The 25,218-nt window shown below is 70.8% G+C and carries 21 protein-coding genes and 3 pseudogenes; 20 read left to right on the top strand and 4 right to left on the bottom strand.

Features of this window, described 5'->3' with window-relative positions; translation table 11 throughout:
- The first annotated feature begins 10 nt into the window (after positions 1-10).
- From ACFYZE_RS08560 to ACFYZE_RS08490, 15 genes are read left to right on the top strand one after another with little or no spacing between them, the layout of a single operon-like run.
- Complete coding sequence (locus ACFYZE_RS08560; protein WP_388990198.1) at positions 11-2,191, top strand: bi-domain-containing oxidoreductase; 2,181 nt, start codon at positions 11-13, stop codon at positions 2,189-2,191.
- Complete coding sequence (locus ACFYZE_RS08555; RefSeq protein WP_388990196.1) at positions 2,188-4,131, top strand: alginate lyase family protein; 1,944 nt, start codon at positions 2,188-2,190, stop codon at positions 4,129-4,131. Before ACFYZE_RS08560 ends, ACFYZE_RS08555 begins: the two co-directional genes overlap by 4 nt.
- A gap of 8 nt (positions 4,132-4,139) precedes the next feature.
- Positions 4,140-5,678 carry a right-handed parallel beta-helix repeat-containing protein gene (locus tag ACFYZE_RS08550; RefSeq protein ID WP_388990194.1) on the top strand — a complete coding sequence of 513 codons (1,539 nt, stop codon included), beginning with the start codon at positions 4,140-4,142 and terminating at the stop codon, positions 5,676-5,678.
- A gap of 1 nt (position 5,679) precedes the next feature.
- Positions 5,680-6,912, top strand: coding sequence for an O-antigen ligase domain-containing protein (locus tag ACFYZE_RS08545; RefSeq protein WP_388990193.1), 1,233 nt, complete (start codon positions 5,680-5,682; stop codon positions 6,910-6,912).
- A gap of 2 nt (positions 6,913-6,914) precedes the next feature.
- The gene (locus ACFYZE_RS08540) at positions 6,915-8,156 is read left to right on the top strand and encodes a glycosyltransferase (RefSeq protein WP_388990584.1); all 1,242 of its coding nucleotides are present in this window, start codon (positions 6,915-6,917) and stop codon (positions 8,154-8,156) included.
- Positions 8,153-9,388, top strand: a complete 1,236-nt coding sequence (locus tag ACFYZE_RS08535; RefSeq protein WP_388990191.1) for a class I SAM-dependent methyltransferase — start codon at positions 8,153-8,155, stop codon at positions 9,386-9,388. The genes ACFYZE_RS08540 and ACFYZE_RS08535 overlap by 4 nt, the downstream gene beginning before the upstream one ends.
- Positions 9,385-10,191, top strand: a complete 807-nt coding sequence (locus ACFYZE_RS08530; protein WP_388990189.1) for a glucose-1-phosphate cytidylyltransferase — start codon at positions 9,385-9,387, stop codon at positions 10,189-10,191. Before ACFYZE_RS08535 ends, ACFYZE_RS08530 begins: the two co-directional genes overlap by 4 nt.
- The gene (locus ACFYZE_RS08525; protein ID WP_388990187.1) at positions 10,188-10,835 is read left to right on the top strand and encodes a PIG-L deacetylase family protein; all 648 of its coding nucleotides are present in this window, start codon (positions 10,188-10,190) and stop codon (positions 10,833-10,835) included. The genes ACFYZE_RS08530 and ACFYZE_RS08525 overlap by 4 nt, the downstream gene beginning before the upstream one ends.
- 3 nt (positions 10,836-10,838) lie before the next feature.
- On the top strand, positions 10,839-11,864 hold the full coding sequence (locus ACFYZE_RS08520) for an NAD-dependent epimerase/dehydratase family protein (protein WP_388990185.1): 1,026 nt from the start codon (positions 10,839-10,841) through the stop codon (positions 11,862-11,864).
- Positions 11,852-13,135, top strand: coding sequence for a DUF4910 domain-containing protein (locus ACFYZE_RS08515; protein WP_388990183.1), 1,284 nt, complete (start codon positions 11,852-11,854; stop codon positions 13,133-13,135). Before ACFYZE_RS08520 ends, ACFYZE_RS08515 begins: the two co-directional genes overlap by 13 nt.
- Complete coding sequence (locus ACFYZE_RS08510) at positions 13,132-14,430, top strand: hypothetical protein (RefSeq protein ID WP_388990181.1); 1,299 nt, start codon at positions 13,132-13,134, stop codon at positions 14,428-14,430. The genes ACFYZE_RS08515 and ACFYZE_RS08510 overlap by 4 nt, the downstream gene beginning before the upstream one ends.
- Positions 14,427-15,374 (top strand): glycosyltransferase family 2 protein, encoded by a 948-nt coding sequence (locus ACFYZE_RS08505; protein ID WP_388990179.1) that lies wholly within the window; start codon positions 14,427-14,429, stop codon positions 15,372-15,374. Before ACFYZE_RS08510 ends, ACFYZE_RS08505 begins: the two co-directional genes overlap by 4 nt.
- Positions 15,371-16,600 (top strand): polysaccharide pyruvyl transferase family protein, encoded by a 1,230-nt coding sequence (locus ACFYZE_RS08500; protein ID WP_388990177.1) that lies wholly within the window; start codon positions 15,371-15,373, stop codon positions 16,598-16,600. Before ACFYZE_RS08505 ends, ACFYZE_RS08500 begins: the two co-directional genes overlap by 4 nt.
- Positions 16,600-17,151, top strand: coding sequence for a dTDP-4-dehydrorhamnose 3,5-epimerase (gene rfbC, locus ACFYZE_RS08495; RefSeq protein WP_388990175.1), 552 nt, complete (start codon positions 16,600-16,602; stop codon positions 17,149-17,151). The genes ACFYZE_RS08500 and rfbC overlap by 1 nt, the downstream gene beginning before the upstream one ends.
- Positions 17,152-17,158: 7 nt before the next feature.
- Positions 17,159-18,484 (top strand): glutamate-1-semialdehyde 2,1-aminomutase, encoded by a 1,326-nt coding sequence (locus ACFYZE_RS08490; protein ID WP_388990173.1) that lies wholly within the window; start codon positions 17,159-17,161, stop codon positions 18,482-18,484.
- A 7-nt stretch (positions 18,485-18,491) separates the two neighbouring features.
- On the opposite strand, the gene ACFYZE_RS08485 is transcribed toward ACFYZE_RS08490, so the two are convergent.
- Entirely contained in the window at positions 18,492-19,142 is a 651-nt protein-coding gene (locus ACFYZE_RS08485) for a phosphatase PAP2 family protein (RefSeq protein WP_388990582.1), read from the bottom strand.
- Positions 19,143-19,395: 253 nt separating this feature from the next.
- Between ACFYZE_RS08485 and ACFYZE_RS08480 the strand changes: the two are divergent.
- The 3 genes and pseudogenes from ACFYZE_RS08480 to ACFYZE_RS08470 all read left to right on the top strand — a co-directional run.
- A pseudogene (locus ACFYZE_RS08480) lies at positions 19,396-19,674 on the top strand (transposase); the annotation flags it as partial.
- Positions 19,675-20,234: 560 nt separating this feature from the next.
- Positions 20,235-21,326: an NAD(P)/FAD-dependent oxidoreductase gene (locus ACFYZE_RS08475; RefSeq protein ID WP_388990171.1), complete on the top strand. Its 1,092-nt coding sequence runs from the start codon at positions 20,235-20,237 to the stop codon at positions 21,324-21,326.
- A 57-nt stretch (positions 21,327-21,383) separates the two neighbouring features.
- Positions 21,384-21,832 (top strand): annotated as a pseudogene (locus ACFYZE_RS08470) (transposase); the annotation flags it as partial.
- A 452-nt stretch (positions 21,833-22,284) separates the two neighbouring features.
- On the opposite strand, the gene ACFYZE_RS08465 reads toward ACFYZE_RS08470, so the two are convergent.
- Together ACFYZE_RS08465 and ACFYZE_RS08460 are read right to left on the bottom strand one after the other, a co-directional pair.
- Positions 22,285-22,548: a hypothetical protein gene (locus tag ACFYZE_RS08465; protein WP_388990601.1), complete on the bottom strand. Its 264-nt coding sequence runs from the start codon at positions 22,546-22,548 to the stop codon at positions 22,285-22,287.
- Positions 22,481-22,705 (bottom strand): SDR family NAD(P)-dependent oxidoreductase, encoded by a 225-nt coding sequence (locus ACFYZE_RS08460; RefSeq protein WP_388990169.1) that lies wholly within the window; start codon positions 22,703-22,705, stop codon positions 22,481-22,483. The genes ACFYZE_RS08465 and ACFYZE_RS08460 overlap by 68 nt, the downstream gene beginning before the upstream one ends.
- A gap of 199 nt (positions 22,706-22,904) precedes the next feature.
- Here ACFYZE_RS08460 and ACFYZE_RS08455 point away from each other — a divergent pair, with 199 nt between their 5' ends.
- Positions 22,905-23,738, top strand: a complete 834-nt coding sequence (locus ACFYZE_RS08455) for an aldo/keto reductase (protein ID WP_388990167.1) — start codon at positions 22,905-22,907, stop codon at positions 23,736-23,738.
- A 168-nt stretch (positions 23,739-23,906) separates the two neighbouring features.
- Here the strand turns inward: ACFYZE_RS08455 and ACFYZE_RS08450 are convergent.
- A pseudogene (locus ACFYZE_RS08450) lies at positions 23,907-24,389 on the bottom strand (transposase); the annotation flags it as partial.
- Between the two features lie 301 nt (positions 24,390-24,690).
- Here ACFYZE_RS08450 and ACFYZE_RS08445 point away from each other — a divergent pair.
- Complete coding sequence (locus ACFYZE_RS08445) at positions 24,691-25,215, top strand: hypothetical protein (RefSeq protein ID WP_388990165.1); 525 nt, start codon at positions 24,691-24,693, stop codon at positions 25,213-25,215.
- Positions 25,216-25,218: the final 3 nt, after the last annotated feature.

Here is a 25,218-nt window from a genome sequence, read left to right as displayed (position 1 = left end):
GGGAGTTCCGGTGAAACAGGTTGTACAGAACTACAAGAGCGGCGAGCTGGCGGTGCTCGACGTGCCGGTGCCGGGGTGCAAGCCGGGCGGTGTGGTGGTCCGCAGCGCCTACTCGCTGATCTCCACAGGGACCGAACTCATGAAGGTGTCCGAGGCCGGCATGTCGATGCTGGGCAAGGCGCGCTCGCGGCCCGACCAGGTCGCCAAGGTCATGCAGAGCGTGGCCACCAACGGCGTGCCCGCCACGTATCGCAAGGTGATGGGCAAGCTGGACTCCTACACGCCGCTGGGCTACTCGCTGTGCGGGGTGGTCGAGCAGGTCGGCGCCGGGATCGACGATGTGAAGGTCGGCGACCTCGTTGCCTGCGCAGGCAACGAGCATGCGCTGCACGCCGAGCTGAACTGGGTGCCGAAGAACCTCTACACCCCGGTCCCCGACGGCCTCGCGCCGCGGCACGCGGCCTTCGGCACCGTCGGATCGATCGCGCTGCAGGGTGTCCGCCAGGGTGAGCCGCGGCTCGGCGAGGTGGCGCTGGTCATCGGTCTCGGGCTGATCGGCCAGCTGGTGGTGCAGCTCCTCGTCGCCTCGGGAGCCCGCGTCGTAGGCGCCGACCCCGACCCGGCGCGCTGCGAACTCGCCGAGCGCCTGGGTGCCGCGGCCTGTGGCGATCCGGCGTCCGCGGCCGTGGAGACCGCCGTCGCCGAACTCACCGGCGGTCACGGCGTGGACCAGGTGTACCTGGCCGCCGGCGGCGGCAGCAACCAGCCCGTCGAGCTGGCCGCCCGGCTCTGCCGGGACCGCGGCCGGGTCGTGGACATCGGCAAGTGCCGCCTGGACCTGCCGTGGAACGCGTACTACGAGAAGGAACTCGACGTCCGGTTCTCCCGCAGCTACGGCCCCGGGCGCTACGACCCGGAGTACGAGCTCGAGGGCCGGGACTACCCGATCGGCTACGTGCGCTGGACCGAGCGCCGCAACCTTGCCTGCTTCCTCGATCTCCTCGCCCGCGGCAGCGTCGACGTGGAGCCCCTCGTCTCCCACATCGCCGACTTCGACGACGCCGTCGAGACGTACCGGCGTCTGAAGGACGGCGACCTGAAGGCCGTGGCCGTGCTGTTCCGGTACCCCGAACAAGCGGCTGAGGCGGACGAACCGGCAGCTCCAGCAGTGACCGTGCCCGCCGTGAACGTGCAGCGGAGTCCGGCCCGGGCCGCCAAGTCGCCGGTGCGGCTCGCGTTCGTCGGCGCGGGGAACTACGCGACGTCGATGCTGCTGCCGCACCTGGCGCAGCGCGAGGGAGTGGAGTTGTCGACGGTCGTCACCACGACGGCGCTGTCCGCGGCCAACGCGCAGCGGAAGTTCGGCTTCGCCGAGGCGACCACCGACCTCGACGCCGTGCTCGGCGACAAGTCCGTCGACGCCGTGTTCGTCGTCACCCGGCACAGCTCGCACGCCGAGCTGACCCGGAAGGCACTGCTCGCCGGCAAGACCGTGTTCGTGGAGAAGCCCCTCGCCCTCACCGAGGACGAACTGGCCGGCGTGCTGGCGGCGGTGGAGGAGTCCGGCAACGACCGGCTGCAGGTGGGCTTCAACCGCCGGTTCGCGCCGTTGCTGCAGGAGGCCAGGCAGCGGTTCGGCACCCGGACCGGCCCGGCCAACCTCCGCTACCTGGTCAACGCGGGGCGCCTCGACCACGGCAGCTGGTACCTCCAGCAGGGCTCCGAGGGCTCGCGGTTCGTGGGCGAGGGCGGGCACTTCATCGACACGGCGAGCTGGCTGCTGGACGCCGACCCGGTGTCCGTGTACGCGACCGCGCCGTCCGGCAACGAGGACCTGCAGGTCGTGCTGCGCTACCCGGACGGGTCCACCGCCACCATCAGCTACGTCACCTCCGGCCCGTCCGGCTTCCCGAAGGAGACGCTGGATCTGATCGCGGACGGGCGTGCGCTGCGGCTCGACGACTTCGTGCGTGCCTCGGTGTACGGCCGCAAGCGGTGGGTCAGTTCGCGCCTGCCCAAGGCCCGGGACAAGGGTCAGAACGCCGAACTGGCCGCGTTCGTCAAGGCCGTGCGGACCGGCGGGCCGATGCCCGTGCCGCTGGAGTCGCTGGTCGCCACCACGGCGGCCACCCTCGCCGTGCAGGCCGGTCTGGCGAGCGGCGCCCCGGTGACGCTGGCGAGGGCACGATGACCATGAGCGCGGGCTGGTACCTGCGGCGGCTGTCCCGGATGGGACCGCAGGAGGTCGCGGGCCGGGTGGGCGACGCGGTGCGCAGGCGGCGGTGGCGGTCGGCGCGGCCCGGCTGCCCGAGCGTGACCGGCGCCGGGTTCACCGCGGTCCTGCCGGCCGGGACGATCGCCGCCCTGCCTCCCGACGCCGCGAAACGCCTCGTCGCCGAGGCGGACCGGCTCATGGACGGGCACGCCGAGTACTTCGGCGTGGTCCGCGACGACCTGACCGACCCGGACTGGTGGCGCGACCCGAAGACCGGGCGGCGGGCTCCCTCGGACTACGCCTTCGACGTGCCGTACCGGAACGAGGAGGCGGTCGGGGACATCAAGCAGATCTGGGAGCCGTCCCGGCACCAGTACCTCACCCAGCTCGCCGCCGCCTACGCGATCACTGAGGACGAGCGGTACGCCGAGCGCGTGGCCGAGCACCTGCGGTCGTGGTGGGCGGCCAACCCGCCGCTGCGCGGCGTCCACTGGATCAGCGGCATCGAGCTGGGCATCCGGCTGCTGTCCTGGGTGTGGATCCGCCGGCTGCTGGACGGCTGGCCCGGCGCGGCCGGTCTCTTCGAGGACAACCAGGTGGCGCTGAACCAGATCTGGCACCACCAGCGCTGGCTGGCCGCCTTTCCCAGCCGGGGGTCTTCGGCGAACAACCACGTCATCGCCGAGGCCGCCGGGCAGTTCGCCGCGGCCTGCGCGTTCGGCTGGTTCCCCTCGTCGGGACGTTGGCGGGCCGACGCGCTGCGGTCGCTGGAGCGGCACCTGCGCGGCAACACCTACGTTTCCGGCCTCAACCGTGAGCTGGCCACCGAGTACCACGGACTCGTCCTTGAACTCGGCCTGGCCGCGGTGGCCGAGGCGGATGCCGCCGACGTACCGGTCCCCGCGACGATCCGCCTTGTGCTGCTGCGGATGACCGACGCGCTCGCGGCCATCGTGGACAACCGGCTCCGACCGCCGCGTCAGGGGGACGCGGACGACGGGTACGGCCTGGTCGTGGACGGCGCGGGCACCGACCGCTGGGGCTCGCTGCTGGCCACCGGGGACGCCGTGTTCGGCCGGCTCCCCTGGTGGCCGGAGGTGACCGGCACCGACGTGCGCACGCCGCTGCTGGCCGCGCTCATCAAACCCACTGAACCGTCCGCGCGCCGCCCGGCGGTCCGGCCGGCGCACTTCGCCGACGCGGGCATGACGATCCTGCGCGGTCCGGAGGAGATCTGGTGCCGCTGCGACGGTGGTCCGCACGGCTTCCTGTCCATCGCCGCGCACGCCCACGCGGACGCGCTGTCCGTGGAGGTCCGGCACGACGGGGTCGACGTGCTCGCCGACCCGGGGACGTACTGCTATCACGGGCAACCCGAGTGGCGGCAGTACTTCCGGTCGACCCTCGGCCACAACACCCTGCAGCTGGACGGCGGTGACCAGTCCGTCTCCGGCGGCCCGTTCCTGTGGACCCGGCATGCCCAGAGCCGTGTCCTGACCGTGGAGACATCCGGCGAGGACGTGGCCCGCTGGTGTGCCGAGCACGACGGCTACGAGCGCTCCGTGCACCGCCGCCGGGTGGAGCTGACGGCCGCGCGCCGGGAGCTGCGGGTGATCGACGAGGTACGCGGCCCGCGCCGGGCCGTACGCCTGGCGTTCCACCTCGGCCCGGCGATCGCCGCGGACCTGGTGGGGAACCGGGCGGTGCTCACCTGGACCAAGGACGGCGAGGACCGTTCCGCGGTCCTCGACCTGCCCGGGCAGCTGTCCTGGCAGGCGCATCGCGGCGAGACCGATCCTGTGCTGGGCTGGTACTCCGCCGGATTCGGGCGCAAGGAACCCGCGACCACGTTGATCGGTTCCGGCTTCGCCGACGGCACGGAGGACTTCACCACCGTGCTCGGGTTCCGCGGCTAGGGGGGCACGTGGCGATCAGGACGCGGCCCTGGGCGCCGGCGGTGGCACCGCTGGCGCTGGCCCTGCTGGTGGCGACCGGCTGCGACAGTACGCCGCACGCGCATGCGAAGCCGACCGCCGTGCCCACCACGTCAGGGGCGCGGTCCACATCCCTGGCCCGGGTGTGTGACAGTCCCGCGGCCGGGCCGGCCAAGGCACCGGCGGGCGCGGTGACGGTCGACCCCTCGGTGGTCGGCGACCTGGCGGCGAAGACCAAGAGCAGTCCCCCGCACACCACGTTCTGGCTTCGACCGGGCACGCACACGCTCGACCCGGACCGCTACGCCCAGGTCATCCCCAAGGAGGGGGACCGCTACCTCGGCGCGCCGGGCGCGGTGCTGGACGGGCGGAAGAAGAACCAGTACGCGTTCGCCGGTACCGCCCGCGACGTCGCCATCCGCTACCTGACCGTGCAGGGATTCGTCGCCCCGCAGAACGAGGGCGTGGTCAACCACGACTCGGCCGACGGTTGGGTGATCGAGCACACGACGATCCAGAACAACTCCGGCGCCGGGCTGATGGCCGGTGCCCACCAGCAGGTCCGCGCCAACTGCCTGCGCGACAACGGCCAGTACGGCATGAACGCGTACAAGACCGACGGCCCTGTCACGGACCTGGTGGTCGAGGGCAACGAGATCGTGGGCAACAACACCGGAGACTGGGAACGGCGGCAGTCGGGCTGCGGCTGCACCGGAGGCATCAAGTTCTGGGCCGTCAACCGCGCCGACGTGCGCGGCAACTGGGTGCACGACAACCGCGGAACGGGGTTGTGGGCGGACACCAACAACAACGACTTCCTCATCGAGAACAACGTGATCGAGGCCAACGACGGTGCCGCACTGATCTACGAGATCAGCTACAACGCGATCATCCGGAACAACACGATCCGGCGGAACAACTGGGTCGAGGGCCGTGCGGCGGCCGACCGCGGCGACAACTTCCCGTTCGCGACCGTCTACCTGTCCGAGTCGGGCGGCGAACCACGGATCAAGGCGCGCACCAGCGAGATCGAGATCTACCGGAACGTGCTGGAGAACAACTGGTCCGGGATCACCCTGTGGGAGAACGCCGACCGGTTCTGCAACAGCCCCGCCAACACCTCGTCCGGTGACTGCACGTTGCTGGTGAAGAACACCAAGCGCTGCGTCCAGCCGGCCATCGCCAAGGCACCGCTCTACTCCGACTGCCGGTGGAAGACCCAGCGGGTGGACGTCCACGACAACCGCTTCGTGCTGGACAAGTCCGTCATCAAGTGCACGGAGAAGTGCGACCGCATGGCGGTGCTGGCCAACTACGGCACCTATCCCGACTGGTCGCCGTACAAGGGCGAGCGGGTGGCCCAGGCGATCACCACCGAGCAGCACAACCGCTGGCACGACAACGTCTACGTCGGCCCGTGGAAGTTCGTCGCCTACGACCCGAGCCGGGTGCTCGACCTCGGGCAGTGGCAGGGCACGCCGTACCGGCAGGACGCGGGCAGCGCCTTCCGCGCAGAGGACGGTGGCTGAGATGGAAGCGGACCGCACACCGAAGATCATCGGGACCGTCTGGGGACTGCTGATCCTCAACACCCTCGGCTCCGCCGGGGCGAAGACCATCGTCCCGCTGCCCCGCTCCCTCATCCAGATGGTCACCATGGGCGCGCTGGTGGCCGCGTTCACGCTGGCGCTCCTGGTCAATCTCCAGCTGCGCATACGACCCAGTGCGTACGTGCTCCTGCTCACCCTCCTCCTGGCGACGAGCGTGATCTCCAGCGCGCACCTGGAGTCCGGGTTCGGCGCGCTGTTCCGGTGCTTCCGGCTGACTCTCTTCGTCGGCACGCTGTGGCTGCTCAGCCGCTGGTGGGACGGCAGTGAAACGCTCATCCGGCACCACATCCGGATGTACTTCGCGGTGCTCGGTTCGGTGGCCGCCGGCCTGGTCGTCTCACCGGGCGCGGCCCTGCCCGACCTCTACGGCGGGCGGCTGGTCGGCGCGCTGTGGCCGCTCACCCCGCCGCAGATCGGACAGTACGCCGCGGTGATCATCGGGCTCACCGTGCTGCTCCTCCTGGGCGGCAGGACCGACAAGACCAGCGCGGCGGTGGTCATCGTGCCGTCACTGGTCCTGCTCGGGCTGACCCACACCCGGACGGCCACTCTCGGTCTGCTGGTCGGACTGGCGTTGGCGATCGGCTCGCTCCTGCTCACCAGCACCGCGGCCCGCCGCTTCTTCACCTGGGCGGTGCTGAGCGCCACGGTGGCCGCGGTGGGGTTCGCCTCCGTGCTGCAGGCGTGGTTCCTGCGCGGACAGAGCAAGGAGAACTTCTCCAGCCTCACCGGTCGGGCCAAGGTCTGGGACGCCCTGCTGGCGGCGCCCCGGACGACCGGGGAGCAGTTGTTCGGCGTGGGCCTGGGTGACAAGTCGTTCGGGGGGCTGCCGATCGACAACAGCTGGCTGGCCGTCTACAACGAGCAGGGCCTGGTCGGCGTCACCCTTGTCGCGGCGTTCCTCATCGTGCTGGGCGGCGTCGCGTTGCTGCGGCCCCCGTCGTTGCAGAGGGCCTGCGCGATCTTTCTGATCAGCTACTGCGCACTCGCGTCGTACACCGAGGCCGGTCTTGGCGACGCCTCGCCCTATCTGCTGCATCTGGCCCTGGCCGCCTCGCTGTTGGCGGCACCCGCAAAGGCCACGTCCCCCGCGATGCCCGACGTAACTCGACGGCACATCGCGCGCCGGGCCCGGAGAACGGAGGTGAGGTGAGCATGCACGTCCTCGTGGTGCACAACCGCTACGCCTCGGCGCAGCCGAGCGGAGAGAACAAGGTCGTCGACCAGGAGGTGGAGCTGCTGAGGGCGGCCGGCCATCGGGTCGAGGTGTTCGAGCGGCGCAGCGACGACATCGCCGCCAGATCCCTGCCCGGCAAGGTCGCGGTGCCGCTCCTCGTGCCGTGGAACCCAGCGGTCCGCTCGGAACTCGCCTCCCGGCTGCGCACCGAGCGACCGGACATCGTCCATGTCCACAACGTCTTCCCGCTGCTGTCGCCCGCGGTACTCGCCGCCTGCGCCGACGCCGGCGTGCCCGCCGTCGCCACGCTCCACAACTACACCCAGGTCTGCCCGCCGGGCACCCTGCAGCGGGACGGCCGGCCGTGCACCGAGTGCGTCGGGTCCGCGCCGCTGCCCGCCGTCCGGCACGGCTGCTACCGGAACTCCCGCCTTGCGACGGTGCCGCTCGCGGTCAGTCTGTCGGTCAACCGGCGGCGGTGGTGGTCCGGCGTGGAGCGGTTCTTCTGCATCTCCGCGGCACAGCGCGACGTCCTGGTAGGGGCCGGCATGCCGGCAGAGCGACTGGCGGTGAAGCACAACTTCGTGCCCGACCCGGACGACCGCCGAGCGGGCGACGGCGAACATCTGCTCTATCTCGGCCGGCTCGCGGAGGCCAAGGGCGTACGGCTGCTCATGGCCGCGTGGGACGAGATCGCGGCGAGCGGCGGTGTGGGCGTGCCGCTCGTGATCGCCGGCGCGGGGCCACTGGAGCCGGAGGTGACCGCCTGGGCGGCGGGCCGGGACGACGTGCGCCACGTCGGCCTGTACGACACGGCGGAGTGCCGGAAGGCCATCGCGCGGTCGGTCGCCGTGGTGGCTCCCTCGACGTGGCTGGAGGCGTTCGGCCTGGTGGTCGTGGAGGCGATGGCGGCGGGGGTCCCGGTCGTCGCCGCCGGTCACGGCGCCTTCGTCGAACTCGTCGAGGACGGCGTGACCGGGCTGCTGCACCAGCCGGGCGAGTCCGCCTCGCTGGCGTCCTGCATACGCCGGATCGCGGCCGAGCCTGAGCGCAACCGGGAGATGGGCCGGGCCGCCCGGCGCCGTTACGAACAGGGTTTCAGCCCGACGGTCGGCCTCGACCGCCTGGTTGATGAGTACCGCACCGCGATCGCGGGTCGGTCAGCACTGGCTCGCGGCGGGGACACCCGCGCGAGCAGGGGGGATGGGGACAGTAGATGACACGATGCCGACTGTGCGGCTCGGAGGCGATGGCGAGCGTCGTCGACCTCGGGGCGACGCCACCCTGTGAGAGCTTTCTCGCCGCGGACCAACTGGACCAGCCGGAACCGGCGTACCCGCTGCACCTGCGGGTCTGCACCGACTGCTGGCTCGCGCAGATCCCTCCGCTGATCACGCCGGAGGAGACGTTCAAGGAGTACGCGTACTTCTCCTCGTACTCGACCTCCTGGGTGGAGCACGCGCGGACGTTCGTCGCCGACGCCGTTACGCGGGTGGGTCTCGGCCCCGACGCCTTCGTGGTCGAGGTCGCGAGCAACGACGGCTACCTGCTGAGGCACGTGGTGGACCGCGGCATCCGCTGCCTCGGCATCGAGCCGTCGGTGAACGTCGGCGCCGCGGCGCGGGAGGCGGGTGTGCCCACGCTCACGGAGTTCCTGAGCCCGGAGACCGGCTCGGCCGTGCGCACCGAACACGGCCCGGCGGACCTGGTCGTGGCCAACAACGTGTACGCGCACATCCCCGACGTGGTCGGGTTCACCCGGGGGCTGCGCGCCCTGGTCGCCGACGACGGCTGGGTCTCCATCGAGGTGCAGCACCTGCTGACCCTGATCGAGGAGAACCAGTACGACACGATCTACCACGAGCACTTCCAGTACTACACGGTCGCGTCCGCGATCCGGGCGCTGGCGAGCGGCGGACTCACGCTCGTGGACGTCGAGTTGCTGCCCACGCACGGCGGCTCCATCCGGCTGTGGGCCCGGCCGGCCGAGGTGGCCGGCGAGCCGACCCGTCGGGTGAGCCACGTACTGGACCGGGAGAAGGCCGCCGGGCTGCAGGAGCTGTCCGGGTACGCCGAGTTCTCCGCCCGGGTGGCCAAGGTGCGCCGGGACCTGCTGCGGTTCCTCATCGAGGCGGCCGAGCGGGGCGAGACGGTCGTCGGCTACGGCGCCCCGGGCAAGGGCAACACCCTGCTCAACCACTGCGGCGTCCGGCCCGACCTGCTGCCGTACACGGTCGACCGCAACCCCTACAAGCACGGCAGGTTCACCCCCGGCACCCGCATCCCGATCCTGCCGCCCGAGCAGATAGCCGCCGACAGGCCGGACTACGTCCTCGTGCTCCCGTGGAACCTGCGGGCCGAGCTGGTCGAGCAGTTGTCCTTCGTGCACGACTGGGGCGGCCGGCTGGTCTTTCCCATCCCGGAACTGAGCATTGTCGAGGTGAAGTCGTGAAGGTCGTTCTGTTCTGCGGCGGTTACGGGATGCGGATGCGGAGCGGTGCCGCAGACGACGTGCCCAAGCCGATGGCGATGGTCGGCCCCAGGCCGCTGATCTGGCACGTCATGCGCTACTACGCGTACTTCGGGCACACGGAGTTCATCCTGTGCCTCGGGTACGGGGCACACCACATCAAGGACTTCTTCCTCAACTACGAGGAGACGACGTCCAACGACTTCGTGCTGCGAGGCGGGCGGACCGAGCTGCTGTCCACCGACATCTCGGACTGGACGATCACGTTCGCGCAGACCGGCATCGAGTCACCGATCGGGGAGCGGCTGCGCCGCGTGCGGCACCACCTGGACGGCGACGAGATGTTCCTCGCCAACTACGCCGACGTCCTCACCGACGCCCCGCTGCCGGAGATGATCGACCGGTTCGCGCAGCGTGACGCGGGTGCGTCGATGATGGTGGTGCCGCCGCAGTCGTCGTTCCACTGCGTGGAGTTGGGCGAGGACGGCCTGGTGGGCGGCATCACCGCGGTGAGCGAACTGCCGCTGTGGGAGAACGGCGGCTACTTCGTGCTCCGCCAGGAGGTCTTCGACCACATACCGGAGAACGGGGACCTGGTCGCCGACGGATGCGCCCAACTGGCAAAACGCGGCCGGTTGGTGGCGCACCGGCACCGCGGCTTCTGGAAGCCGACCGACACCGTGAAGGAGCGGGCCGCACTCGACGCCGCCTACGCCCGGGGCGACCGCCCGTGGGCCGTGTGGGAACGGGACGGTGCGGGAGCGGGCGCCGGAGCGAGGGCGTGATCCGGCTCGGGGCCGGGCGTCTGGACCGGATCGTCGCGGTGGGCGCGCACTGCGACGACATCGCCATCGGCGCCGGCGGCACGCTGCTGACGCTGTGCCTCGCGCGGCCGGGCATCCGCGTCGACGCGCTGGTGCTCTCCGGCGGCGGCAGCGAGCGGGAGCAGGAGGAGCAGGCCGCGCTCGCCGCCTTCTGCCCGGGCGCCGACCTGCGGCTGACCGTGCACAAGCTGCCGGACGGCCGACTGCCCGTGCACTGGGACGAGGCCAAGGCTGCGGTCGAGGAACTACGCGGGCAGACCGACCCGGATCTGATCCTGGCCCCGCGCACCGACGACGCGCACCAGGACCACCGCGGCCTGGCGCAGTTGATACCCACCGCATTCCGCGACCACCTGGTCCTCGGCTACGAGATCGTCAAGTGGGACGGCGATCTCGGCCGTCCGGTCGCATACCAGCCGCTGTCGACGGAGATCGCCGAACAGAAGGTACGGCTGCTGCAGGAGCACTACCCCTCGCAGCGGCACCGGCCCTGGTACGACCGGGAGGCCTTCCTCGGCCTGGCCCGGATCCGCGGAATCGAATGCCACGAGCGCTACGCCGAGGCGTTCGCCGTCACCAAACTCACGCTCGACCTGGGGGATTGAACCTTGCGCGTACTACTGACCGGACACCAGGGCTACCTGGGCACCGTGATGGCCCCGGTCCTCACGGCCGCCGGACACGAAGTCGTCGGCCTTGACTCCGGCCTGTTCGCCGACTGCGTGCTGGGCCCGACGCCCGCGGACCCGCAGGGGCACCGGGTGGACCTGCGCGATATCACGGCCGAACACGTGGCCGGGGTCGACGCCGTGATCCACCTGGCCGCCCTGTCCAACGACCCGCTGGGATCGCTGGCGCCGGAGCTCACCTACGACATCAACCACCACGCGTCCGTGCGGCTGGCCCGGCTGGCCCGCGACGCCGGAGTGCGGCGCTTCCTGTACGCGTCGACCTGCTCGGTCTACGGCGCCGCCGGCGGCGACGATCTGGTCGCCGAGGACGCCCCGCTGCGCCCGGTGACGCCGTACGCGGAGTCCAAGGTGCGGGTGGAGGACGACCTGCACGAACTGGCCGACGGCGACTTCAGCCCGGTGTACATGCGCAACGCCACCGCCTTCGGCTACTCGCCCCGGCTGCGCGCCGACATCGTGCTGAACAACCTGGTGGGTCACGCGCTCCTTTCCGGCGAGGTGCTTGTGCTCTCCGACGGCACCCCCTGGCGCCCGCTGGTGCACGCCGTCGACATCGCGCGAGCGTTCACGGCCGCGCTGACCGCGCCGCGGGAAGCGGTGCACGACCGGGCGTTCAACATCGGCAGCGAGACCAACAACGTCACGGTCGCCGAGATCGCCGGGCAGGTCGCCGAGGCGGTGTCCGGGGCGAAGGTCGTGATCACCGGGGAGACCGGTGCCGATCCGCGCTCCTACCGGGTCGACTTCTCCCGGTTCCGCGCCGCGGTGCCCGGCTTCGACTGCGAGTGGACGGTGAAGCAGGGCGCGCTCGAACTCGCCGACGCCTACGGGAAACACGGGCTGACCCGGGAGGACTTCGAGCGACGCTTCACCCGCCTTGCCGTGCTGCGCGCGGCGTCCGACGCCGGAGCCGTCGACGACACCCTGCGGTGGCGCCGGTGACCGAGCACGGCGAGGAGATGTACGCCCTCGTGGAGCGGCTCTACCCGCTCTGCCGGAGCATCACCGGCGACGGTGTGCGCGCCACCCTGGACATCGTCGGCGAGTACATCCCGCTGCAAGTGCACGAGGTGCCGACCGGAACCCAGGTGCTCGACTGGACCGTGCCGCAGGAGTGGAACATCCGGGACGCGTACATCGCCGACCCAGCCGGCAACCGGGTCGTCGACTTCACCGCGTCCAGCCTGCACGTCCTCGGCTACAGCGTCCCTGTGTCGGCAACCATGCCCCTGTCCGAGCTGCGCGCGCACCTGCACACCCTGCCGGACCACCCGTCCTGGGTGCCGTACCGCACCAGCTACTACAAGCCGGAGTGGGGGTTCTGCCTGGCTCAGGAGACCCTGGACGCGATGCCGGACGGCGAGTACGAGGTGCACATCGACTCCACACTCGCCGATGGCCACCTCACCTACGCCGAGCACGTGGTCCCCGGGCAGGTGGCCGACGAGGTGATCGTCTCCTGCCACGTCTGCCACCCGTCGCTTGCCAACGACAACATGGCCGGCGTCGCGGTGGCGACGTTCCTGGCGCGGGCGCTGGCGCGGCAGACGCCGTACTACACCTACCGGTTCATCTTCGCGCCCGGCACCATCGGGGCGATCACCTGGCTGGCCCGCAATGCGGAGCGGGTGGAACGGGTCAAGCACGGCCTCGTGCTGGCCTGCGCCGGGGATCCGGGCCAACTGACGTACAAGCAGAGCAGACGCGGTGACGCGGAGATCGACCGGGTGATGCGGCACGTGCTGACCGCATCCGAACGCCCGCACCATGTCAACGAGTTCACCCCGTACGGCTACGACGAGCGGCAGTTCTGCTCGCCCGGGTTCGATCTCGGCGTGGGCTCGCTCACCAGGACGCCGTACGCGGGCTATCCCGAGTACCACACCTCGGCGGACAACCTGGACTTCGTCTCCCCGGAGGCGATGGCGGACACGCTCGCCGTCTGCCGCGAGGCATTCGCCGTGCTCGACCGCAACCGGAGGTACCTCAACCTCAGCCCTTACGGAGAACCGCAGCTGGGCCGACGTGGGTTGTACGACGCGCTCGGCGGGCGCAGCGACACCAAGGAGGCCCAGATGGCCATGCTCTGGGTGCTCAACCTCTCCGACGGCGGGCACAGTCTGCTGGACGTCGCCGAGCGGTCCGGGCTGCCGTTCGACACCATCGCCGTCGCGGCCGGCGCCCTGCACGGCGCCGGGTTGATCAAGGCATGACGCCGATGACCACCGAGGAGGAGAAGACGACGGCACCGGCCGGATCCGCCAAGCGGGCCCTCGTCGGCCGGCTGTCCTGGGGACTGGCCGACCAGGCGGCCTCCAGCATGTCCAACTTCGTGGTGGGCATCTATGTGGCCCGCTCGCTGGGTGTGACCGCGTTCGGCGTGTTCAGCCTGGCCTGGGTGACCTACGGCGTGGTGCTCAACGTCTCCCGCGGCCTTGCCACCGACCCGCTCGTGGTGCGCTTCAGCGGCGTGCCGGAAGCGTCCTGGCGCCAGGCGGTGGCCCGGTCGTCGGGTACCGCGCTCGGCGTCGGTGCCGCCCTCGGCGCGGTGTGTGTGCTGGGCGGGCTGGGCCTCGGCGGCCGTGTGGGGCCCGCGTTCGCCTGCCTCGGCGTCATGCTGCCGGGACTGCTGCTGCAGGATGCCTGGCGGTTCTCGTTCTTCGCCGCCGGCACCGGGCGGAAGGCGTTCGTCAACGACGTCGTGTGGGGTGTCGCGCTCGTCCCGGCCATGATCGTGGCGGCCCGCGTGGGCACCGTGGCCGCTTTCGTGCTCGCCTGGGGCGCGTCCGCCGCGGTTGCCGCCGCGTACGGCTGCCTCCAGTCCGGCATCCGGCCCCTCACGACCGAGGCGGGCGGGTGGCTTCGCGAGCAGCGCGATCTCGGCTACCGGTACCTGGCCGAGAACGTCTGCCTCAGCGGCGCGAGCCAGCTGCGGGCGTACGGGCTCGGCGCGATCGTCGGGGTCGGCGCGGTGGGTGCGGTGCGGGGCGCCGAGCTCCTGATGGGCCCGTTCCTCGCCGTGCTGATGGGCCTGTCGCTGGTCACCGTCCCGGAGGCGGCACGGGTGCTGCGACGGGCCCCGCACCGGCTCGGCTCGTTCTGCCTCCTGCTGGGCGGCGGGCAGGCCGCCGCCGCGCTGCTCTGGGGCGGGGCGCTGCTGCTGATGCCGGACCGGCTCGGTGAACTCGTGCTCGGCGGCGTCTGGCACTCCGCCGCGCAGCTCATCGTGCCGATCACCCTCGGCGTCGCGGGCGCGGGCCTCGGCACCGGCGCTGCGGCCGGGCTGCGCGCGCTCGGCGCGGCCCGACGCAGTCTGCGCTGCCAACTGTTCGCCTCCGCCTGCTATGTCAGCGGCGGGCTCGGCGGGGCGGCCCTGGCCGGCACGGTCGGCTCGGCCTGGGGCGTCGCCGCCGCGACCGTCAGCGGCTCGGCCGTGTGGTGGCTGCAACTGCGGTCCGCCCTGCGCGAGCACCACCACAACCCCATCCCCGAAGTGAGGACCGCATGACCGACCGACCCAGGCTGAGCATCGGCCTGCCCGTGTACAACGGCGAGGAGTACCTGGCGGAGTCGCTCGACGCGCTGCTCGGCCAGACCTACGAGGACTTCGAGCTGGTCATCTCCGACAACGCCTCGACCGACGGGACCCAGGACATCTGCCGCAAGTACGCCGCGCAGGACTCGCGCATCCGGTACATCCGGCTGCCCCGGAACATCGGCGCCACGCCGAACCACAACCGTGTGTTCGCCGAGTCCCGCGGCGAGCTGTTCAAGTGGGCCTCGCACGACGACCTTTACGGCCGCGACCTGCTGCGGCGCTGCGTGGAGGCGCTGGACGAGCGGCCCGACGTGATCCTCGCGCACGCCGACCAGGCGGTCATCGACGGCGACGGCCAGGTGAAGGTCCCCTATGAGTACACGCTCGCCACCGACTCGCCGCACGCGCCGGAGCGCTTCCGCAGTCTGCTGTTCGAGCCCGGTGGCGACGACTTCTACGGGGTGCTGCGGGCCGACGTGCTGCGCCGGGTGAAGCCGATGGACAGCTACCACCACGCGGACCGCACGTTCGTCGCCGAGATCACCCTGCACGGGCGCTTCCACCAGGTGCCGGAGCTGCTGTACTTCCGCCGCGACCACCCCACCCGCGCCGAGCGGGCGAACCCTTCCAAGCGCTCCCGGTGCGTCAACCTGGACCCGCGCCGGGCAGGCCCGCTGCATCCGACGCCCCGGCTGCTGGCCGAGTACGTCTGGGGCTTCGCCTCGGCGATCAGGCGGGCCCCGTTGTCCGCGGCAGACCGGCGCGCGTGCTACCGACACCTGGCCGCCTGGATGACCAGCCGGGTCCGGCCGGGCGCCGGCGAGCGGGTCGAGGACCGCGCCCCGGTCGACCCCGCCCTGCTCACGGTCTCCGTCGACGCCCTCGTCGCCGGCCGCGAGTGGAGGCAGGCATGACGTCCGCGGACGAAACCCTGGTGCGTGTCGGGGTGTTCGGCCTGCTCGGTTCCGGCAACCTCGGCAACGACGGGTCGCTCGAGGCCGTGCTCGGGTACCTCCGCGCCGAACACCCGGAGGCGGTCGTGGACGCGCTGTGCGGCGGACCCGAGGCCGTGACGACCCGGTTCGGGATCCCCGCCACGCGGCTGCACTGGAACCGCGCGGAGTACCGGACCGCGTCACGTGCGGGCGCGATCGCGTCGAAGGGCCTGGGCAAACTCGTCGACGTCTTCCGCACCGCCGCCTGGGTGCGGCGGCACGACGTGGTGATCGTGCCGGGCATGGGCGTCCTGGAGGCCACACTGCCCCTGCGGCCGTGGGGCTTCCCGTACTCGCTGTTTCTGCTCTGCGCGAGCGGCCGACTGCTGCGCACCCGGGTCGCGCTGGTCAGCGTCGGCGCCGCCGAGATCGGCAACCGGCCGACCCGGGCCCTGGTGCGCTGGTCGGCCCGGCTGGCCGCTTACCGGTCGTACCGGGACACCCAGTCCCGCGACGCGATGCGGGCGATGGGCGTGGACACCTCGCGCGACGAGGTCTACCCGGACCTCGCGTTCTCCCTGCCGACACCGCCGGCGAGCGCGCCCTCGGGCTCGCCCGGCCCGGTCTGTGTCGGTGTCATGGACTTCCACGGCGGCAACGACGACCGCGCCCGGGCCGATGAGATATACCGACGCTACCTCGACGGGACGATCCGGTTCGTCCGCGCGCTGGTCGAGGAGGGCAGGCCGGTCCGGTTGCTCACCGGCGACGAGTGCGACGCGTCGGTGGTCGCGGCGATCCTCGACGCGGTGGACTCGCCGCTGGTCACCGCTGCCGAGCCGTCCTCACTGGCCGACCTGATGAAGGAGATGGCGGCTGCCGACACCGTGGTCGCGGTCCGGTACCACAATCTGATCTGCGCGCTGAAGACGGGCACGCCGGTGCTCGCACTCAGCTATGCGGCGAAGAGCGACGCGCTCATGGCCCGGATGGGCCTCGGCGCCTACTGCCACCCGGCCCGCGAGGTCGACGCCGACCGGCTGCTCGAGCAGTTCCGGGCGCTGGAGAAGCGATCGGGCGAGCTGCGGCAGACCCTCACCGAGCGGAACCTGGCCGCTACCCGGCAACTCGAAGACCAGTTCGCCGCCTTGACCGCGGCCCTGTTCCCCACGACCGACCACGCTCACACCCTGCGGAAGGCTTGATGAAAGCGACCGAAGTCCCGGCGATCGCCGGCGCGTACCTGTTCGAGCCCACGCCGTACGCCGACGAACGCGGCTTCTTCTGCCGCACCTTCGACGCCGACGTCGTCCGCTCGGTGGGCCTCGACCCGAACGCCTTCGTCCAGGACAGCGTGTCGCGCTCGGTCCGGGGCGTGCTGCGCGGTCTGCACCTGCGCGCCGGAGCCGGCGAGGCCAAGCTGGTGCGGTGCTCGTACGGAAGGATCTTCGACGTCGTCGTGGACCTGCGGCCAAACTCGCCTACCTACCTGCGTCGGGCCACCTTCGAGCTGTCCGGCGAGACTCAGGCGACCCTGTACATCCCGGCGGGGTGCGCGCACGGCTTCCAGGCGCTGACCGAAACCGCCGACACCTCGTACCGGATCGACCGCCCGCACGATCCGGCCGAGGACGTGACGATCGCCTTCGACGACGCGGAGCTCGCCATTCCCTGGCCGCTGCCGGTTACATCGATGTCCCAGCGGGACCGGGAGGCGCCGAGCCTCGCCGAGGTCCTCAAGCACATGGAAGGGTGAAGTCGGCTTGGCCACCGAACAGTTCCAGCTGCCCCGGTCGCGGACGGCGAACGAGCGGCTGCACGCCATGGTCCCCGGGGGCGCGCACACCTACGCCAAGGGCGACGACCAGTATCCCGAGAACCTGGCCCCGGTCATCAGCCACGGACGCGGTGCCCACGTGTGGGACATCGACGGCAACCGCTACGTCGAGTACGGCTCCGGCCTGCGGTCGGTCAGCCTCGGCCACGCCCACCCACGCGTGATCGAGGCGGTGCGGCGGGAACTCGACCGCGGCAGCAACTTCGTCCGGCCGTCCATCGTGGAGGTCGAGGCCGCGGAATGCTTCCTGGCCACGGTGCCGACCGCCGAGATGGTGAAGTTCGCGAAGAACGGCTCAGACGTCACCACCGCCGCGGTGCGTCTCGCCCGCGCCGTCACCGGGCGCCCGCGGGTGGCCATCTGCGCCGACCATCCGTTCTTCTCCGTCGACGACTGGTTCATCGGCACCACGCCGATGTCCGCCGGCATTCCGGCGGCGACCACCGAGCTGACCGTGGCGTTCCCGTACGGGGACCTGGCCGCCACGGAGGAGTTGCTCACCCGGTACGAGGGCGAGGTCGCCTGCCTGATCCTCGAGCCCGCCTCCCACACCGAGCCGCCGCCCGGGTACCTCGCCGGGCTGCGCGAGCTGGCCGACCGGCACGGCTGCGTCCTGATCTTCGACGAGATGATCACCGGTTTCCGCTGGTCCGAGGCGGGCGCCCAGGGCCTGTACGGCGTGGTCCCCGACCTCTCCACGTTCGGCAAGGCGCTGGGCAACGGGTTCGCCGTCTCCGCGCTGGCCGGGCGCCGCGAGCTGATGGAACGGGGCGGACTGCGTGACTCCGGGGACCGGGTGTTCCTGCTGTCCACCACGCACGGTGCGGAAACGCACTCGCTGGCAGCCGCGATGGCCGTGCAGACCACCTACGTCGAAGAGGGCATCACCGCGCGGCTGCACGACCTCGGCGAGCGGTTGGCCGCCGGTGTCCGGGACGCCGCGGTCGGCATGGGCGTCGGCGACCACGTCCTCCTGCGGGGCCGGGCCAGCAACCTGGTCTTCGCCACCCTCGACGAGAACCGGCAGCCGTCGCAGGAGTACCGCACCCTGTTCCTGCGCCGGCTCGTCGCGGGCGGGGTGCTCGCCCCGTCGTTCGTGGTGAGCAGCGCGCTGAGCGACGCCGACATCGATCACACCGTCGACGTGGTGGCCCAGGCGTGTGCGGTGTACCGGAAGGCATTGGACGCCGGTGACCCCACCTCCTGGCTGGGCGGACGACCGGTGAAGCCCGTATTCCGCCGCTTGGCGTGATGTGACGTCAAGGGAGCTCCTGCCTACCGGCGTCGGCCGTCCGATCGACCAGCCACGCGGTCGCCGGAATCACCGCCAGCGCGGTGCACCAGCCGCCGAGGGCGTCGGTCGGATAGTGCGCGCCCAGGGCGACCTCCGCCCACCCCATCGCGGCGCCGGCCACCAGCGCCGCGGCTAGCACGAGTGACGTGCCGGCCGTCCTGCCGAGGCCGAGCCGGCCGGTCGCGAGCAGCGCCGCCACAAGGGCGAGCGCGGTGAAGAAGGCGGTGTGCCCGCTCGGGTAGGACAGGTTGCCGTCGCCGTGGATGGTGCGTCCCACTACGTGCTTGAGCAGCGTCGCCGTCCCCACGGTCATGCCGACGCCGGCAACGACGAGCACCGCTGCGCGAGGACGCCGAAGCAGCAGGCAGCCCGCCACGGCGGCCACGATCAGCATTGCCGATCCGGCGGGCTCCCCCAAGAAGTCCAAGGCCAGAGCGACGTACCGCCACGGCGGCCGCACACTGTCCGCCGTCGGCTGGATGATCCATCTGTCCACCCTGCCGGGCTCGCTGTGGCCGGCGTACAGGATCCCGAGCACGCCGACGAGCAGCGCGGCGAGGGCCGCGATCGGCCCGAGCGACGCGCGCAGCGACCGGGGCAGCACCGCGGGCACCATCCGCCGCACACCGTGCCCCACCAGCCGACTCCCACCCTGCCCCAAGGGCCTGCCGATCCGCCGTTTCACACCGAAGGCCAACCGGCCGCCCACCTGGTGGCCCGCGCCGCGACCCCTACGTGGTGGCGATCGAGCCGAACACGCCGCACATGACCCCCTATTTGCCACCCTGCCCAACAATGCGGTCGCGACAAACCGCCGTCGGACAGTCCGCGTGCCGACACTTTGGCACAGCGGCCGCTGTTTTGGCTTAGGGCTTGCCCCGACAACGAAGTCCTCGGAGACTTCGATCCACGGCGAACACGCACACCGAGGCGGAAACCGGCAGCTCAAACGGGCCATGTTCCTCTCGGCCTTCGCCGCCCTGCACGACCCCGCATCCCGCACCTACTACGACAAATGCCGTGCCCGCGGAAAGACCCACCCCCAGGCCCTCCTCCGCCTCGCCCGCCACCGCATCAGCGTGCTCTTCGCCATGCTCCGCGATGGCACCTTCTACGAACCCCGCACCCCCGAGACCGCCCCCGCATGACCACTCAGGCTTGACCAAGGGCATAGAGGCACCCCGCACGGTAGGGGCTGGCCAAAGAACGGCGGAGCACGCGATGAGCCGGGACCTGATGTGCAGGATGATGCTGGCCGCGGCAGCATCGGCGTCACCGTTGGAGTCGGTGCCTGTCCCGGCGTTCCTGACTGCGGCAGCTGCCTGGCTGATCATGATGCAAGGTCGTTCCACCACCCAGCGCTCCGGTCGCCGTTACCACGCACGGCGGGTCGACACCTCGACTGAGCGGACACCCGGCTGCCCGCTGGTCTGGACAGCCACGGTTCACCAGACCGGCCGATGTCCTGCTCGGATACCTCCCCAGCCTCGACCACGACATCCGCCCCCGCGACTCCGCCAGTCGGCCACGGCCGCCATCTGAGGTGGCCGGTTGACAAATCCCGGACTGGTGTGACGCTGAAGAAGACGCGGTTCCGCCGCCGCATCACGGAGAGCCCGGCGGTGCCGCCCATCGGGTCCAGTCACCCAGTTCGCGGCGGCGCCGGATGAACCTGATCCCGCTGCGGGACGTGAAGTGAGGCGATGGAATGGCCCAGGTCCCCGAGGTGGCCGTGGTGGGAGCCGGTATCGTCGGGCTCTGCACCGCCTATGCGCTGGCCGAACGCGGAACGGCGTCGCGGGTGTACGAAAGCGGCGTTCCGGGTCACGGGCAGTCCAGTGGCCAGTCCCGCATATTCCGCCACGCGCACGACGACGCCCGCTTGGTGGAGTTCACCCGACAGGGTCGCGCCGTCTGGGACGAGTGGGCTGACCGGTTGGGCGCCGAACTGATCTCCAGCGATGGAGTGGTCGCCCTGGGCGGTCGTGTTCCGGAGAGGCTGCGCATTCTGCAGGATGTCGGTGGCGTACCGGTCCGGACCGTGGACAGTGCCGAGCTTCGCGCCCGCATGCCGCTGCTTGCCGACTACTGCGGTCCCGCGATGCTCGACGAGGACGGCGGTGCCATCCGCACCCGTGTCGCAGTCGAGAGCCTGGCCGGCGCACTGGGTGATGCTGTCGTCACGGACGAGGTCATCTCGCTCCGCCCGACCGCCCACGGCACGGTGGAGGTGCTCAGCGCCGCCGGCCGCGAGGAGTACGTGGCGGCCGTGGTGTGCGCGGGCCTCGGCACCGCGCGTCTGGCGCGGAACGTGGGGCTTTCGCTGCCCGTGCGGCCGGCGGCCCATGTCCGCCTCACCTTCCGGGTCAGGGGAGCCCCTCCGGAACGGGTCGCCTGCCTGCAGGACGGCAGCGGCGACTTCGGGGAGACCGGCGTCTACGCGGCCCCCTATCCGGGCAACCGCCGGTACGCGGTGGGCCTCAGCCAGACGGTGGAGGTGCGGGAGGACGGCAGCTTCGCGGACCCCGCAGCACTGGTGGCACTGAGCAACCGCGCCCGAGCGTACGTCTCGCGCGCGTTGCCCGGACTCGACCCCGAGCCCGTCGAGCACTTGCACTGCTGGGTGACAAGCCTGCCGTGGAGCGAGGACGGCATGGCGGTCTGGGAGGCCGACAGGATCTTTTTCGCCGCCGGACACAACCTGTTCAAACAGGCACCCCGACTGGGACGGGCACTGGCCTGCGCGGCGATGGGCGAAGGACTCGAGGAGAACCTGCGGCCGGCAGCAGCACTCGGCTAGGCAGTTTCGTCTGGATCAGTCGGTGGGGCTCCAGCCGGCGAACCGGACGACCACGCCATCGGCCGGTCCCGCGGCGGACTGACCATCGCCGCCCCCTCGCCTTCCATCTCACCGCCGGGCAGGCTGGCGGCGCACCCGCCTTCACCGACGTCATGGCCCGCCTGCGCGTTCCCCGACGACGTGGCAGGCCCCGCACCAGATCGGACGTGGTCTTGGCGGACAAGGCCGGTTCCTCCCGCGCGATCCGCAGCCATCTGCGCAAGCGCGGCATCGGGGCAGTGATCCCCGTTCCGGCCGATCAGCAAGGACACCGGCTGCGGCGGGGCAGTCGGGGCGGCAGGCCACCAGCCTTCGACCGCGATGCGTACAAGCAGCGCAACACCGTCGAGCGGTGCATCAACCGCCTCAAGCAGTGGCGGGGCATCGCGACCCGCTACGAGAAGACCGCGACCATCTACCTGGCCGGACTCCACATCGCCGACATCTTCCTGTGGTCTGCCCGCTGATCCAAACGAAACTGCCTAGCCCCGCTGAGCAGTCGGCGCAGCCCGCTCGGACGACGGGCACGGGCGACGTGCGACGAAGCCGGTGCACCCCGCCTTCCCCGGAGGCCGCCATGTCGTGTAAGCCCGTTTGAGAGAACTCTTCCGAGTTCGATTGTGCTTTCGCTGATCCGGCAGGTCTTCGTGGCGGCAGCCGCATGCTGTGGGCATCACTCGGTTCAATCATCGATGCCGCCACGTTTGAACCGGTGTGCTTGTTCGTCAGGCCCGAGGAAGCCGGGATCGGGTGACACCGTCGAAGGAGGCGAAGGCGGTCCCGGGGCGAAACCGGCCTGTCCGCGCCATGTCCCGGTCAGTCTCGGCTCGGCTGACTGCCCGGTCGGCGGATACGGGCGTGCAAGGCCAAGGCCAGCAGCCCGCCGAGCGTGGTGCACGGCATCCACTGGGCGCTATCCTCACCGAGGCAGATCCCACATGGCGGCCTGATGGTGTTTCACGGATTCGATGCGGTCGGCGGGGAGGAAGTTGCGGAAGGGGCCCGATTCCCGTTCGGCGAGCTCTACGAACAACTCCTCGATCTCCTCGGGATCCTCCTGATCCCCTCCTGTCAGCTCGCCGTAGTCGTCAGTGAGGTGGACCTCGACTCCGAGGTCAGTGGTGAAGCGCTTCGCGCTGAAACTGGTGTCCGGGTCGAACCAGGTCCGCATGGAGTTGCCCATGCGGTCGTTGCTGCGCCTCCTGGATGAGCTCAGTCATCTGCGGCCGGTTTTCCGCCGCGGCGATCACATGGTGGCCACGTCCCGCCAACCGCAGTGCAGCACCTCGTCCGAAGCCTGACCCCGCTCCGGTGATGAGGATGCGCTTGCCCTGAGTCATGCCATGGTCTCCTCTGCGGCGCCCGGCTGAACTGTGACAGATCCACTGTGCCCGGGACGATCCGTTTCGGCACCAGCTCAGGGCCGTGCGGCGTACAGGACGGAGCGCCGTTCACCGCCGGAAGGGGCGATCTGAGATGTATGTCGGAATGCAGTGGGTGGTCGGCAGTCTTCGCCACCGTTACAGCTAGGAGGAAGCCATGGCGGATCCGCGGACGGTGGTCCTCCCCAGCGGGGTTGCGGTCCCGGTACTCGGTCAGGGCACCTGGCGGATGGGGGAGGACCCCGGGCGCCGCTCGGCCGAGGTGTCGGCCCTGCGCGTCGGTCTGGACCTGGGAATGACCCTCATCGACACCGCGGAGATGTACGGAGACGGCGCGGCGGAGGAAGTGGTGGCCGAGGCGGTGGCCGGACGGCGGGACGAGGTCTTCCTCGTGAGCAAGGTGCTGCCGTCGCATGCGGACGCCCGGGGAGTGGCCGAGGCGTGCCGGGGGAGCCTGCGCCGTCTGTGCACGGACCGGATCGATCTGTACCTGCTGCACTGGCGCGGGGATGTGCCGCTGGAGGAGACGGTCGAGGCGTTCGAGTCCTTGGTGCGGGAGGGCGCTATCGGCTCGTGGGGGGTGAGCAACCTGGACGTGGAGGATCTCGCGGACCTGCCGTCCGGAGCCGAGCCGCAGACCGACCAGGTACTGTACAACCTCAGCCGTCGAGGACCGGAGCACAGTCTGCTGCCCAAGTGCCGTGCACTGTCGATCCCCGTCATGGCGTACTCACCGGTCGAGCAGGGCCGTCTGCTCGGCAACGCGGCGCTGCGGGAGGTGGCCGCCGCCCACGGCGCGACGCCCGCGCAGATCGCCCTGGCCTGGGTCCTGCGACACGACGACGTTATCGCGATCCCGAAGGCGTCCTCCCGCGAGCACGTCCAGGAGAACAGGGCGGCTCTGCAGGTGGACCTGACCGCCGAGGACCTCGCGACCCTGGACCGTGCCTTTCCCCCGCCGAGGAGCAGGCGGCCGCTGGAGATACTGTGACACCGCTGCGGCGCGCCTTGACCGCGCTCTCAGCCCGGAGCCGCGTGGGCGGGCCTCACCGGTGGCGGCCCTGCCGTCTACCGCATCCTCAAGCGAGACGGTCGACGAGCCTGATCCGGAGATGATGGGGCGGGTCTTGGATGGTCTCGTCGACGCCGACGACGAGCATTGGGCAGCGGTGACGGCGGTCGCGTCGTCCGCCGGCCCGAGGCGCACGGCGTTCAGCAACGCGACCCAGGAGGCCCGGGGCGGTCTCCAGGGCGGCGACGAAGGAGTACGGCCGGCCCGGCACGAACTGATCCGTCTTACGGTCTCCGGGCCCGTAGACATGGCAGAACAGCCGGTCGTCGCTGGTCGAGGCGTGCGGGCGGAGCCAGTTGCTGACATCCACGGCCAGCACGATCCGCCCGTCGGCCGCCCTCGGCAGCGGCAGGCTGGCCAGCGTGTGGCGCAACCGCGACGGCTCCAGCCAGCCCCGGTTCCAACGCGGCATACAGGGGCCCCATGCCCGCGTCGGTGCTCGACCGCGAGACAGAGCTCGACCAGGGTCTTCACCGGCCCGTCCGTGCACAAGATTGCGTCGGTGAGCTGGAAGAGCGCATCGGCACGGCTGTACAGGCAGTCGTAGAAGTCGACCCGAAAGCGGGACATACGCTCAATGCCTCGCCCGCGGGCGTGTCGACAGGGAGATTCATGGGCAGCGGCCGTTCTCGTGCTTCGTTACTCGACATCTCGAAGCGTGAAGAACGGCCGCGTCATGTGCCCCCGGTTCCCGGGGATCTCAGCAGGTCGAGTGACCTGCGACGTTAAACGCCAAGCTCAGACGCCGCCATTATCGACATTGATTACCTCGACCTGAATTCTGATCGGAGGACCTGAATATGGCGAGCATCAACTACTGTGACTGACTCCCAATGATGCTTGTCAACCAGCGGGCCCTAGGCTGCAGCTCATGGAATCGTTGATCGGTGCCGTCCGCGAGCAGGACGAAGCTGCCCGTTTTCTTGCTTGGCCGGGTGACTTCGACCTGGACGGAGGCGACCATGGCGAGGAAGTTCACCTCGCCTCGGGTGCCGCGCTTGAAGGGTTCGCCGGCGACGGTGCCGGGGGAACGTTCTTCTTCTGCGGTGAAGGCGGCGAGGAACGTCCTATCCTCTATGCCGACTCCGAAGGGGGCGCTGCTCTGGTTGCGATCGGCCTGCCCGAGCTCCTGCGACTGCTGCTGGTCGCTCCGTGGTGGCGCGACTGCCAAGCGTTCACGGACGAGGAAAGTCGCGAGCTCGCAGCCGAGTACCTGGAGGACATGCCGGACCTCGTCGCCCGGAGAGATCGTGCCGCCGCAGCCCTTGGCCTCGACCTTCCGGACCCGGCCGATGCCTTGGCCCGCTTGCGGGAGGTGGCCGTTCGGGTGGGAGAGGACTTCGTGCTCATCTTCACGCCGGAGGGTCACCCCTATGAGCCTCTCATCAGGAACTGAGGT

This window comes from Streptomyces sp. NPDC001796 (genome assembly GCF_042892355.1).
Classification (GTDB): Bacteria; Actinomycetota; Actinomycetes; order Streptomycetales; family Streptomycetaceae; genus Streptomyces.
Note: the sequence above shows the minus strand (reverse complement) of the source record. Positions and strands in the feature narration are given on the sequence as shown.